We start from the raw sequence: 13,140 nt of genomic DNA, 5'->3' as shown, positions 1-13,140 counted from the left end.
TTATTTGGTTGCGCCGTTGTTCAAGTCCTTAATTTGCTGAGCCGCTTTATCCAACGCTTGCTTCGGATCGACATTGTTGTCCCAGATTTCAGGCAGCGCCGCATTTACAGGGCTCCATACGTTGCCCATTTCGGGAATCGATGGCATCGGCTGGGAGTTTTTCGTTTGTTCCGCAAAGGCCGAAATGTAAGGATCGTTTTTGATTTGGTCGGATTCCAGCGCTTCCTTGTTCGTAGGAATGGAGCCGACTTTTTCGTTCAGCAGCAGCTGCGCATCTTTCGTCGAAGCGAACTCGGCGAAGAGTTGGGCCGCATTCGGGTATTTCGTGAAGGAGTTGACGTACCAAGCTTTGATGCCGGAGAAGGAAATCGCCGGTTTGCCGCCGATGCTTGGGATCGGCGCGATGCCTAGGTTGTCGCCAAGCGCTTTTTTGTAGCCGCCGAGCTCCCATGGTCCGTTGATATCCATGGCGACGTCGCCTGCGTTAAACAAACTGCGTTTGATGTCCGGATTAATGTCCCCGCTTTTGACCGGAAGGATTTCTTTGAGCTGGACATAGGTTTTCATGCTTTCCAGCGCGCTTTCGGAATTGATGCCGATATCGTCTTTATCCGTTCCGTTTTTGCCGTAAATGTAGCCGCCGGTCGTCGCGATGAACGGATAGTTGAAGTACATGTTGCCCGTTTCCCACATAATGGCATACTTTTTCTTGGCGTTATCGGTGAACGTTTTGCCGAATGCGATCACGTCGTCGAACGATTTCGGCGCTTCCTTCACGAGGGATTTGTTGTAGTACAATGCATAGGTTTCGGCCGCTCTCGGATAGCCGTACAGCGTTCCGTCATACGTCACGCCTTGGATGGAGGCTTCTGTGTTGTTTTTCACCGTCTCATCCTTGAAAGCGTCGTTGGCCAGCAAAAGCCCGGCTTCGACCGCTCTGCCCAAATTGTCATGCGGGAAAATAACGACGTCCGCAGCCAGCCCGGAAGGTCCGTCCTGGGACAGCTTCGTGACTTGGTCCGTTGGCGCCACTTCTTCGATTTTGACCGGAATATTATATTTGGCCGTAAATTGCTTGGCAATTTCGTCCGTAAACGCTCTTTCTTCTTTGCTCTCCCAAACGACCAGGGAAGCGCCCTCTTCCGGCTGCAGCGCTTCCGCGCCAGCCTCGCTGTTGTTATTTTCGGCCGGAGTCGTCGATTCCGCATTGTTGTTGGACGGTGCCGGCTCCTCGGCCGTTTTGTTCGAGCTGCCGCAAGCCGTAATGGAAAACGCCATGGTCAGCGTTGCAGCCAAAGCCAAAAATTGTTTCATTTTCATTTCGCAATAACCCCTCTCCTGAAATTGATCTTTGTACGTCCCGATTTTAGCGCAAACGATTTCACAATCAGCAATAACGGTCCGCTTTTTATGTATGACAGACCCTTTTTCATCGTTTCATTCCGAAGTAAGCGCTTCAATCATGGGTTTATCATACACGCCGTCTTTTGATTTGTAAAAACGTTTGCACAGCATATTTTAGGCTAAATTAGCTCATTTCCTGGTCAAAATCCTCCTGTATCTCCGATTATCGCAGGTTTCCTGCGATTTACGAATGGGTTTACTGCAAAATAACGGTGGAATAGGCCGGGAGCGAAACGATATTTTTTTTCATGGCGGCCGCATTGCTGCTGCTCTGAATGAGATCCTTGAAAGCCGACAGGCCGGCGGTTTCCAGCGATACTTCCTGCTGCCGGCCGGAAAGGTTATGCAGCACGAGCACCGTTTGCTCCGAGCTTTGGCGCTTGAACGAAACGATCGCCGGATTCCCGGTTTCGACGCTTGCCAGTTCCCCGTCGCGGAGGGCCGGCAGCTCGTTTCTCCAGCGGATCAGCGTCCGGTAAGCAGACAACAGGGAATCCGCCTGCTTCGTTTGGGTTTGAACATTGGCCTTCTCCCGGGTATCGCCGCTGACGGCCGGTTTTTCCCAAAAGGTCTGGGCCTTGCTTTGCCCGTCCGCCGTCCATGCAAACGGTTCGCGGATATGCTCATCCGGCTTGGCGCCGAGCATGCCGATTTCTTCGCCGTAATAAATGAACGGGTTGCCCGGCAGCGTCAGCAAAAGCGCAGCGGCCATTCTGGCATGGTTTTCGTCGTTTCCGAGCTGGCTCATGACCCGGTCCTGGTCGTGGTTCGACAAAAACACGGCGTCGACGAACCGGTTTCCGGACTTCTCCATGTAGAACCGGTGGGTGCGCTCGAGCGTAAAAGCCAAATTGTTGTCTTTTTCCTGCCGGACGGCGCTGAGGATGTTGTCCGCAAGATTAAAATCGAACGCCGAATCGAAGGCCCGGTCCAAGTAAGGAGCGATGACGGCGGCGGATTGTTCCCATACCTCGCCCACCATGTACGCGTCAGGGTTGACGGCATTCATGGCGCTGCGGAACTCCTGCCACCAGGCCGCGTTTTTGTCCGTGGTTGCCGTGCCGCGGTCGCTTTGCAGGTTTTCGTAAATATGCTTGGCGCCGTCCACCCGAAAGCCGTCCACGCCAAGCTTCAACCAAAACTGCCCGATGTCCCGGACCTCCTTGCGCACCTCCGGATTGTCGAAATTGAGGTCGGGCATGCCTTCCCAAAAGGTGCCGAGATAATGCGAATCCCCGCGTACAAACCACGGATTGCCGCTGCCCGCCGCGCTGGCGCCGGATGGAGCGATGCCCTGATCCTCCGCCCATACATACCAGTCGCGGTGTTGGCCGTTTTGGTTTTTGCCCGCCTCGATGAACCATGGATGTTTCACGCTGGTATGATTCACGACCAGGTCCATGATGACCCGGATCCCCCGCTTGTGGGCTTCTTCGATCAGCTTTTTCATATCCTCCAGCGTTCCGTAATCGGGGTTGATGCTCCGGTAATCGGTAATGTCGTAGCCGTGGTAGCTCGGAGACGGCTGCACCGGCATCAGCCAGATGCCCCCTACTCCCAGATCGTCATGGGTATCCGGGTTGCCGTCGTTCAAATAATCCAGCTTTTCCGTCAATCCCTTGAGGTCCCCGATGCCGTCCCCGTTGGAATCCGCGAAAGACCGGACGAATACCTCGTAATAAACGGTCGACGGCTGCTCGCGAACCTGCGTTTTCGTTTCTCCTGCTCCCCCGGGCGCTTGCCCTTTTCCGTCGGTCCTGGCGGATTCGCGCGGCCCTTCGACTGCAGCGTTCGGTTCCGACGGTTGGGCCTTTTGCGCCCCGGGACCTTCGCTGCCGCAGCCTGCCAGCAATATGCCGGCCAATGCAGCCGCCGCCGCACCGCGCCCCCATCTTCCAATGGACGCCTGACTTGCCGTTTGCGCTCTTCGCTTCATGTTCTCCTCCTTCGCAAAGTCATCAGACAATGTTAAGAAAACGGACGTTCAGGCAGCATGTCACGCTCTGCCGCACCATCATGGTTTGCCGCCCGTGCTTTCTTACTACGCAGGATACGCTGTCCGAAAACGCACGCGCAAGACATTTTTTTCTTCGCCGTTTTTCTTCCGGGCGCCCCGAAACGACGCCAAAGCTTGGCCGGTCCTTGACAGCCCGGCGCGATTGCAATATCGAAAACGGGGTTGTATCTGCCGGATTTCCCGCCGTTTCCGCGCCTTGTTCGGACGGACCCGGATGAACCGTATTTACAAGCGCGCATGCTTTGGATTAAGATATCAAGTGAAAAAATAAGGTGAACATTTGAACAAAGGTTCCCGTCTATCCAGGAACGCAAACGGTTCCACAGGGAGGTCACCATGTCTGTAACGATAAAAGATGTCGCCAAAAAGGCGGGCGTTTCCCCCTCCACCGTGTCCCGTGTGCTGTCGAACAATACCAGAATCAGCCGGGAAACGTCCCAAAAGGTGCGGGACGTGATGGAGGAGCTCGGATACCACCCGAACATTATGGCCAAAAGCCTCGTGTCGAGAACGACCGAGAGCATTTGCGTCATTCTTCCCAAGCCTGCCGAGGAGCTGTTTCTGAATTTGTTCTTCATGGAGCTGATTCGCGGCATCGTCACTCAGGCCAACCGCTCGGGATATGACGTGCTGATCAGCTCCGGCGGAAGCGAACAGGAGGAGGTCGAAGCCGTATCCCGGCTGCTCAAGGGCAAACGGGTCGACGGCGCGATTTTGCTGTATTCCCGAAGGGACGACCAGGTCGTCGAGTTTCTGAAAAAAAACCAGTTCCCGTTTGTCCTGATCGGGCGAAGCGAAAAATATCCGGACATCCTGTCCGTGGACAACGATAACGTGCAGGCAGCCTACGACGCTACCAAACATTTGATTTCGCTGGGGCATCGGCGGATCGGGTTTGTCAGCGGCCCGCCGAACCATATCGTTTCCCGCGACCGCCTGAAGGGCTACACGAACGCGCTGGAGGAATCCGGGCTCGAAATGCGCCGCGACTGGATCGTCGAAGGCGAATTTTTGCAGGAAAGCGGCTACCGCGCCATGTCCTTTTTCATGAATCTGCCCGAACGCCCGACGGCGCTGGTGGTGATGGACGATTTTGTTTCCCTGGGCGTCCTGCGCGGCCTTCACGAATTGGGCTACAAGGTTCCCGAAGATTTATGCATCGTCAGCTTCAACAATCTTTCGATCTCGGAACTCGCGTCGCCTCCGGTCAGCAGCATGGATATCGGCATATATAATCTCGGATACACCGCATCGCAAGCATTGATTCAGTCCATTCAACATGACGGGGAAAAAAATCTTCAAGAACGTTATATCATTCCCCACCGGCTGGTGATTCGGGAATCATCCGTCTACACGCCGCCGAAACAGAACTAACCGGACGAATGGCTGCCAATCGCGCCGGGCTGATGGCCGGCCGCCGGACAGATAAGAGTCGTGACGCCCGATCGGGGCGTCCCCGCGGGATTCTCCCGCATAGATTGGGAACTTGGGGATGCAGCAGGCATGCCCTGCGCCAAAGCGGCATGTTCCCCCATGAAACGAGTACGAAATAAGCGGAGCATCAACGGTGCTTCTTTTATTTTCCGTCCGCGTTCAAACGTTTGCACAATATTCGAGGAGGGACTTTCCATGACGCTTCATACTCCGATTCGCGCCTGCCTGTTCGATTTGGACGGCGTGCTCGTCGACACCGCAAAATATCACTATTTGGCCTGGAAGCGGCTTGCCGGAGAACTTGGCTTCGAGTTTACCGAGCAGGACAATGAAAGGCTGAAAGGCGTAAGCCGGATGGCCTCGCTGGATATTTTGCTTTCCATCGGCGGCATCTCGCCCGATGACGACACCCGTCTGGCGCTCGCCGAAAAAAAGAACGGCTGGTATGTGGATTACATTACCCGCATGGATGAATCCGAAATCCTTCCGGGCGCGCTGGACTTCCTGAAGGAGCTGAAAGCCGGCGGCATGCTTGTCGCGCTTGGCTCGGCCAGCAAAAACGCGATGACGATTCTGAACAATACGAAGCTGGCTCCTTATTTTGACGCCATCGTCGACGGGACCAAAACGGTCAGCGCCAAGCCCGATCCGGAAGTGTTCTTGCTTGGTGCCCAGGAACTAGGCGTCGATCCTGCCGCCTGCGTCGTGTTCGAGGATGCCGAGGCCGGCATCGAAGCCGCGATCCGCGCAGGCATGCGCAGCATCGGCGTCGGCTCCCCTGCGACGCTGGGCCGGGCCGGTGCGGTCGTGTCGTCTTTGCGGGAAATGTCGCTGCGCCGCCTGGAAAAAATCTTCTCTTCCCGCTAATTTTCTACATATTTCCCTGGAAATTTTTCTGAGTTTCCCAATCCAATATGACATTCAAAGGAGCCGATGATAATGAAACCGTATTTAAAGCTCGATCCATGGAATATCGTTGAAGAGGATTTTCAGCCGCATCTGCATGAAATATCCGAAAGCATTTTCAGCATTGGAAACGGATACATGGGGCAGCGCGCCAATTTCGAGGAGTCGTACAGCGGGCCTTCCCTTCAGGGCAGCTACATGGCCGGCGTTTATTATCCGGACAAAACCCGCGTGGGTTGGTGGAAAAACGGCTACCCGGAGTATTTTGCTAAAGTGCTGAACAGCACCAACTGGATCGGGATCGATATCGCCGTCGACGGACAGCCGCTCGATCTCGCATCCTGCAAGGTCACGGATTTCACCCGCGTGCTGAACATGAAGGAAGGCACGTTGTCGCGCGCGTTTACGGCCGAATTCGAAGGCGGCAAAAAAATCCGCGTCGATGCGATCCGCTTCGTCAGCATGGCCCGCCAAGAGATCGGTGCCATTCGTTACGCGGTTACGCCGCTGAATTTTGACGGCATCTTGACGGTCACCCCTTATCTGGACGGGGACGTGCAAAACCGGGACGCCAACTACGACGAAAAATTTTGGGTTGATGTTGCGAAGGAATTCGGGGAACGCGATGCAGCGCTGACCGTCAAAACGAAAAAGCTCGATTTCCACCTGACCTCGGTCATGGCCTTTGAAGTCGCCAAAAACGGCGAAGCCGTGAAACTCGAAACCGAGCAGGTCGAGAAAGAGAAATACGTCGGCTTCCGCGCGCAAATCGAAGCGGCTGCAAATGAGCAGGTCGTCGTTTACAAATATGCCGCCAACGTGACTTCCCGCGACCATGGCCTGGGCCAATTGATCGAAGCCGGGCGTGCAGCTCTCCGCAGCGCGTTGGAAGCAGGTTTTGAAACGCTGTACCGGGAGCAGGTTCAGGCATGGGCCGATAAATGGCGGGACAGCGACATCGTGATCGAAGGAGACGTCGCGGCGCAGCAGGCGATCCGGTTTAACATTTTCCAGCTGAACCAGACCTACACCGGCGAAGACGACCGCCTGAATATCGGCCCCAAAGGGTTTACCGGCGAAAAATACGGCGGCAGCACATATTGGGACACCGAAGCTTATTGCCTGCCGTTTTACTTGAGCACCGCCGACAGCTCCATCGCCCGCAACCTGCTCATTTACCGCTACAAGCATTTGGAAAAGGCGAAGGAAAACGCGCGCAAGCTCGGCTTCGCGAAAGGCGCCCTGTATCCGATGGTGACGATGAACGGCGAAGAATGCCATAACGAATGGGAAATCACCTTCGAGGAAATTCACCGGAACGGCGCGATCGCTTACGCCATTTACAATTACGTGAACTACACCGGGGATATCGACTACCTCGGCCAATACGGCCTGGAGGTGCTCGCCGAAATTTCGCGTTTCTGGGAGGAGCGCGTCAACTACGTCGCCGCGAAGGATCAATACATGATGCTTGGCGTGACGGGGCCGAACGAATACGAAAACAACGTCAACAACAACTGGTACACCAACCGGATTGCGGCCTGGACGCTGGAATATACGCTGGAAGTGCTCGATTATTTGCGGGAGAACGAGCCATCGCGTTATCGCGAGCTGATCGATAAGCTGGAATTGACCGAAGCGGAGACCTCGAAATGGAAGGACATCATCGCCAAAATGTATTATCCGTTCGATGACGAACGTCAAATCTTCCTGCAGCAGGACGGCTTCCTCGACAAAGACCTGACGCCCGTCAAAGAGCTGGATCCGGTCCACCTGCCGCTGAACCAAAACTGGTCCTGGGACCGCATTTTGCGTTCGGCGTACATCAAGCAGGCCGATGTCTTGCAAGGGCTGTTCTTCCTTGGAGACCGCTACGACCTGGAAACGAAAAAACGGAACTTCGATTTCTACGAGCCGCTCACGGTGCACGAGTCCTCCCTCTCGCCTTGCGTTCACTCCATCATCGCATGCGAGCTGGGCTACAGGGAAAAAGCGTACGAAATGTACCTGCGCACATCGCGCCTCGACCTTGACAATTACAACAACGACACCGAAGACGGCTGCCATATTACGAGCATGGCCGGCACCTGGATGTCCGTCGTTTACGGTTTCGGCGGCTTGAAGGTTCAAGACGGCGTTCTGCGCCTGAATCCGTTTAATCCAGGGCACTGGACGTCCTTCTCCTTTAAGGTCATGTTCCGCGGATCGCGCCTGAAGGTCACCGTCGGAGAGCACGACGTGATCGTGGCCAACGAGTCGGAAACGGCTGCCGAAGTTAGCGTTTATGGAAAAAAACATACGGTTCATGGCCTGAGCCATGTCAAAATCGAGCACGCTTTGCAAGGCTAGCTCATGGCTGCCTCCCGTCCATGCCTGACATACCACGCCATTTTAAGGACTCGCCAAGCGTTTGCCCCTACGGCAACGATCGGCGCCTTGGCGTATTATTGACCGGGCTTTACATGACGGGAGGCCGTTTTCACAAGGACGAGTCAAACGGCTGCCCCAAGGGGTTCATACGTATTGCAGACCTAGGGGATTTGATTCATGTTCAATGATTGTTCTATCAACAAGGTGAACACTCCCTTGGATTTCACTGCGATGGCTTTCGCAGGATCTATTCCCTCAACCGAGTAAATCTCTGAACCAATTTCGTATTCGTTTGAAAAAGTTCCGTGATACTCTACATTTTCGTCAGTCGCAAAAGCTTCAATTTCGCCGATAATTAGGGGCTGTGATTTAAAGAGACATTGGGATCTCGGGATCGAAAAAAAATCATAAAGGATCCAAAACAGTACCAGCTTCCTTTCGTTCGAAAGAAAGCGATGATAGAAATCAAGTCTTTCATAAATATGATGGAGTGTTTACCTTCTCTCAGTAAATATTGTCCCTTTGATGGATGCAGTTTGACAAAACAAGCCGGCGGTCAAACATCAACCGCCGGCTTGTTTTTATTGATATTACAAGTCACTTTTAGTTACGGGATAATAATTTCCTGCCCGATTTTCAGGCCGCGGACGTTGGTGATGCCGTTTGCTTTGGCGATTTTCTCCCAATCCACGCCGAACCGGAGTCCGATGCGGTACAGGTTGTCGCCTTTTTTGATGATATACACTTTGCCGATGGTCGACGGTTTTGCCGGTTCGGGTTTAGGTGCAGGCTTCGTTTCAGGCTGCGACGGTTTCTCCGGAACCGTAGGAACCGGAGGCTGTTCCGGTTTCGTTGGAAGCGTTGGAGTCGTCGCCGGTGGCGTCGCGGTTTCCGTCGAAGGCGCAGGCGCGCTTACGGACAGATCAAGCTCATATTTCGCAAATCCGTTGCCTCCGTCGCCGACATACGTCATGTTTTTGCTTTTCGCTACCAAGTCTTTGGCGTCCGGAGACGACGTAAACGTGACGTTCAGCTTTTTGTCGACCTTAGCAAACGACCAGTTGTTGTCCGCGGAAGGATTGATCGTGCCGTTGTCGCGGATGTAATCGATAATGACCTGACGGTTTTCGTCCGGAGCCGCCATGATGATCCGTTTGCCGTCCGGATTTGCCAGCTTGGAAGACGAAGCGCGGTAGTTGTTGGTCGCCACCACGAATTTTTGCTTCGGATCGACCGGCTTGCCGTTGAATTGCAGGTTTTTGATGCGGTTCGCGTTCGGGTTGACCACGTTGCCTTTCAGGTCGTATTTGTTCGGCTGCGTCACGTCGATTTGATAAGTCACGCCGTCGATGACGTCATAGTTGTACGTCGGGAAGTCGTTATTGATAAGCGGCTGCTCCGTCGTTTTCGAAGGATCGATTTGGTTGAACTGTCCCGCGGACCATTCAAGCCAGTTTTTCAATTCCTCGCCGTTGACGACGACGGCATGCACCGTATTCGGGTATACGTACAGGTCGGACACGTTTTTGATCGCGATCGTGCCGGCCGGAATGTTCGTGTAATAGGAAGCGCCCGAACGTCCGCCCGCCTTAAACGGAGCGCCTGCGGACAGCACCGGAAGATTTTCGTATTCCGTGCCCTTCAGGTTCTTTTCCACGTACCATTTTTGCGCGTTGGTGACGATTTGGATGGACGGATCGTCCTGCACGAGCGCAAAATAGCTGTTGATCGGCGCCGTGGTTTTGCCTACCGGACCGCGAACGTATTCGATCGTGGCGTCATGCTCGGTTTTTACCGCATCGACGATTTTCGGGTCGGCGTCGACCAGCGCCTTTTTGTTGGTTACGTCGTATACGGCGCGGGTTTCGGTTTTGGAATCGACGACCTTCCATTTGCCGTCCACCTTTTCAAGGTCCAAATCGATGATGCCGAGATGGTCCCCCCAATATCCCGGTTCGACGGAAGGAACGCCGTTGATGGTGCCTTTTTCGAGGTCTACCCCTTTTTTGCCCTTGAATTCGGCGCTCGGGAAGGTTTTATGCGCATGCCCAAACATGATCGCGTCGATGCCTTCGACCTGGCTCAAATAAAGCACGGAGTTTTCCATCAATTCCGTTTGCGGAATCTCCTCGAAACCGGAGTGCGGAATCGCGACGACGATGTCGGCGCCTTCTTTTTTCATTTGCGGTACGAACTTTTTGGCGGTCTGGATGATGTCCTTGGCAATGACTTTGCCGACCAGATTGGCGCTGTCCCACTGCATGATTTGCGGCGGGGCAAAAGCGATCACGCCGACTTTGACGGTCTGCTCCTGGCCGTTTTCGTCAATCACTTTTTTGTTCAGGATCGTATAAGGGGTAAAATAGTTCACGTCATTGCTTTCGTCCTGATCCCCGTCGTCCTTGTAAATGTTGGCGTTGACGATCGGGAAGTCGGCTCCTTGTTCGGCCAGCTTCAGAAAATCGAGCCCGTAGTTGAATTCATGGTTCCCTACGCCGCCCGCGTCATAGTCCATCAAGTCCATCGCTTTATATACGGGATGAATTTGGCCCGGCTTGAGCGGGTTTACTTTCGCTACGTAATCGCCCAGCGGATTGCCCTGCAGCAGGTCGCCGTTGTCGAACAGCAGGCTGTTCTTGGCTTCCTTGCGCGCAGCGTTGATCAGGCTGGCCGTTTTGGCGAATCCGTATTCGTCCGTCGGCTTGTCCGCATAGTAGTCATAGTTGACCATGTTGACATGCAAATCGGATGTTTCCATCAAACGGAGTTTGACCTTCGGGTTCGCCGTGCTTCCGTCGGCATAGGCCGCAAACGGGAGCGCCAGGACATTGAATGCCACGGCGGCGGCTGTAATGGTTTTTGCTACTTTTTTACGGGACTTCGACATGTTACCCCTCCTTGAAAATATGTACCTGATAAGTACATGGCATGGACCTTTTGTAACCGTTTTTTAAAGTGACCAGCGGTTAAATATGTTTTAGATCCACTAGTAGTTTAAATCCATTTCCAGCCAAAATAAAGACAAATGCATCCAAATGGCCAAAAAATAATACCCGGGACCCTGTCCCGAGTATTATGGAAGATGTGACATACGTTTATATAGTCCTAAAACCCCACAAAAGGCCCGTGTTTTTACTCGATCCATTCATGTCTTTCGCCGTTTTCCGACACATGGATCATGCGGATCGGCTTGATTTTCAAAACGACGTAATCCGGGTCCTCGGGTCCGGTAAAGCTGGCTTTGAATTCAGGTTTCCAGAAGTGCTCGCGAAGCTCCCCGTCATTCGTGATGCTGCAGGTTCCTTCGATTTCCGCCCAGCCTTCGGCGCTCCCGTTTTCATACCCGAACAGCAGGGAAACATGCGGGTTTTCCTCCAGCTCCTCCACTTTATGCGTCTTCCGGTCCGTAATGAGATAAATGCTGAGGCCCCTGTTGTACAGCATCATATACCGCTGCTTGGGCTTGTTTCCCTCCACGGTGGCAAACGCGCAATATTCATGGTGGTCCAAAATTTTGACGATGTTTTGCTCCATGACGATCCGGGTTTCCATGTACAATGCTTCTCCTTCCGAATAAAACGGTGAACTGCTGTAAAGGTAGTGTGCCCGCTTCGGAACGGGATGAATCATTCAGAAAGATTTTTCAATATTTAGCTGCCTTTTGGAAGCCGTTTTCGAGTATGATGAACATACATGCTAGTCGGGAATGACGGTCAAAATCCGGATGAAGCAAATATCACCTTTAAAAGGAGTCACCATGAAACGATTGATATGGATCGGATGCCTATCCTACTTTTTGATCGGGCTGGCCCATGTGGTGCTTGGCTCGGTGCTCCCCGTGCTGCTTGAACATTACGGCCGCGAATACAGCCAAGGGGGCACGCTCATTTTTACCCAGTTTGCCGGTTTTCTGGCAGGCGTTCTCGTCTCTCCGCTTCTCAACCGGCGTTTCGGCAAAAGGGGCGGGCTGCTGATCGCCATTTCCCTGCTTTGCGCAGCCGAGCTTGCGTACCTGCTGCTGCCGCCGTGGGGATGGCTGTACCCGATCGCGGTATGCGCCGGATTTGGGTTCGGCATGATCGAAGCGGTCATCGGGACGATCATCATCGCGGCGATTAAGGAAAAAACGGCGGTTGCCATGAGCCGGCTCGAAGTCTTATTCGGAGTCGGCGCGATGGTGATGCCGCTGATTGCCAGCGGATTCATCTCCCAAGGCTGGTGGCGTTTTTCCTTCCTCGTCATTTCCTTGTTCGCTCTTGCGACGCTGCTGCTGTGGGCCAAAAGCTCGTTTGGGGAAATCGACGCGGAGCTCCGTGCCAAGAAGCCGGCAGCAAACGTCGGCGGTTCGGACACCAGCAAGGCTGCAGGCCAAAAACGTTTTCCGTATCAGGGAAAATCCTGGGGAATCCTGGCGCTGTTTATGGTCTTTTTCTTTCTTTATGTCGGCACGGAAATGAGTTTGGCCAACTTCATGCCTGCCATTCTCATCGAAAAAATCGGCATGAAGGAAGCCGGCGCGGCGCTTAGCGTCACCTGCTTCTGGATCGCGATGTCCGTCGGGCGGATTTTCGCGGGGACCGTCGCCGAGCGGATCCATTACCGCGTGTACGTGCTTTACAGCTGCGCCGCCACGCTGGTGCTGCTTGCCGTATTTCCTTTTACCGCCGCGGTCTGGTCCGCGTTTGCCGTCATCCTGCTGCTTGGGTTGTTTATGTCCGGCATCTTTTCGATCGCCCTTGTCTTTGCGAGCAAGCTGCTGGCAGGAACCGAAGAATCGACGCCAAGCATCCTGATCGCCTCGGGCGGCGTCGGGGGAGCGGTGCTGCCCCTGATCATCGGCTGGTGCATGGACCATCTGGAGGTGAACCAAACCTCGTGGATGCTCGCTTTGTTTACGCTTTTTATGGTTGCGCTCAGCTTCGCGGCATATGTTTTGCAGCGCAGGCAGCTCCAAGCCGCCGAACGACGGCAGGAAATCGCGCAGGAGGCTTGCAGCAACTAAAAGCAAT

Annotated in this window: 8 protein-coding genes; 4 read left to right on the top strand and 4 right to left on the bottom strand. The window is 54.0% G+C overall.

The annotated features are described in order from the left end of the window. Together NYE48_RS02370 and NYE48_RS02365 are read right to left on the bottom strand one after the other, a co-directional pair. Entirely contained in the window at nt 1–1,320 is a 1,320-nt protein-coding gene (locus NYE48_RS02370; protein ID WP_340996658.1) for a sugar ABC transporter substrate-binding protein, read from the bottom strand. Nucleotides 1,321–1,600: 280 nt separating this feature from the next. Then, nucleotides 1,601–3,340: an alpha-amylase family glycosyl hydrolase gene (locus tag NYE48_RS02365; RefSeq protein ID WP_340996657.1), complete on the bottom strand. Its 1,740-nt coding sequence runs from the start codon at nt 3,338–3,340 to the stop codon at nt 1,601–1,603. Between the two features lie 417 nt (nt 3,341–3,757). Between NYE48_RS02365 and NYE48_RS02360 the strand changes: the two genes are divergently transcribed. The 3 genes from NYE48_RS02360 (at nt 3,758) to NYE48_RS02350 (ending at nt 8,110) form a co-directional block, all read left to right on the top strand. Continuing rightward, entirely contained in the window at nt 3,758–4,795 is a 1,038-nt protein-coding gene (locus tag NYE48_RS02360; protein WP_036713468.1) for a LacI family DNA-binding transcriptional regulator, read from the top strand. Nucleotides 4,796–5,050: 255 nt separating this feature from the next. Further along, a complete protein-coding gene (gene pgmB / locus NYE48_RS02355; RefSeq protein WP_212948692.1) occupies nt 5,051–5,722 on the top strand; it encodes a beta-phosphoglucomutase in 672 nt (223 codons plus the stop codon). A gap of 72 nt (nt 5,723–5,794) precedes the next feature. Further along, complete coding sequence (locus tag NYE48_RS02350; protein ID WP_340996655.1) at nt 5,795–8,110, top strand: glycoside hydrolase family 65 protein; 2,316 nt, start codon at nt 5,795–5,797, stop codon at nt 8,108–8,110. A 628-nt stretch (nt 8,111–8,738) separates the two neighbouring features. On the opposite strand, the gene NYE48_RS02345 is transcribed toward NYE48_RS02350, so the two are convergent. Both NYE48_RS02345 and NYE48_RS02340 read right to left on the bottom strand, forming a co-directional pair. Continuing rightward, the gene (locus NYE48_RS02345; RefSeq protein ID WP_340996654.1) at nt 8,739–11,018 is read right to left on the bottom strand and encodes a bifunctional 2',3'-cyclic-nucleotide 2'-phosphodiesterase/3'-nucleotidase; all 2,280 of its coding nucleotides are present in this window, start codon (nt 11,016–11,018) and stop codon (nt 8,739–8,741) included. Nucleotides 11,019–11,263: 245 nt separating this feature from the next. Beyond that, nucleotides 11,264–11,683, bottom strand: a complete 420-nt coding sequence (locus NYE48_RS02340; protein WP_036713466.1) for a pyridoxamine 5'-phosphate oxidase family protein — start codon at nt 11,681–11,683, stop codon at nt 11,264–11,266. 205 nt (nt 11,684–11,888) lie between these two features. On the opposite strand from NYE48_RS02340, the gene NYE48_RS02335 reads away from it, so the two are divergent. Continuing rightward, nucleotides 11,889–13,133 carry an MFS transporter gene (locus tag NYE48_RS02335; protein WP_340996653.1) on the top strand — a complete coding sequence of 415 codons (1,245 nt, stop codon included), beginning with the start codon at nt 11,889–11,891 and terminating at the stop codon, nt 13,131–13,133. Nucleotides 13,134–13,140: the final 7 nt, after the last annotated feature.

The sequence above is a fragment of the Paenibacillus sp. FSL M7-1455 genome (assembly GCF_038004655.1).
GTDB lineage: Bacteria > Bacillota > Bacilli > Paenibacillales > Paenibacillaceae > Paenibacillus_AQ > Paenibacillus_AQ cookii.
The sequence above is the reverse complement of the archived record's forward strand: the minus strand, read 5'-3'. Positions and strand labels throughout refer to the sequence as shown.

Coding starts and splice junctions, on each gene's coding strand:
- pgmB (WP_212948692.1), top strand. CDS start 5,051: ATGACGCTTCATACTCCGATTCGCGCCTGCCTGTTCGATTTGGACGGC.
- NYE48_RS02365 (WP_340996657.1), bottom strand. CDS start 3,340: ATGAAGCGAAGAGCGCAAACGGCAAGTCAGGCGTCCATTGGAAGATGG.
- NYE48_RS02345 (WP_340996654.1), bottom strand. CDS start 11,018: ATGTCGAAGTCCCGTAAAAAAGTAGCAAAAACCATTACAGCCGCCGCC.
- NYE48_RS02335 (WP_340996653.1), top strand. CDS start 11,889: ATGAAACGATTGATATGGATCGGATGCCTATCCTACTTTTTGATCGGG.
- NYE48_RS02340 (WP_036713466.1), bottom strand. CDS start 11,683: ATGGAAACCCGGATCGTCATGGAGCAAAACATCGTCAAAATTTTGGAC.
- NYE48_RS02350 (WP_340996655.1), top strand. CDS start 5,795: ATGAAACCGTATTTAAAGCTCGATCCATGGAATATCGTTGAAGAGGAT.
- NYE48_RS02360 (WP_036713468.1), top strand. CDS start 3,758: ATGTCTGTAACGATAAAAGATGTCGCCAAAAAGGCGGGCGTTTCCCCC.
- NYE48_RS02370 (WP_340996658.1), bottom strand. CDS start 1,320: ATGAAAATGAAACAATTTTTGGCTTTGGCTGCAACGCTGACCATGGCG.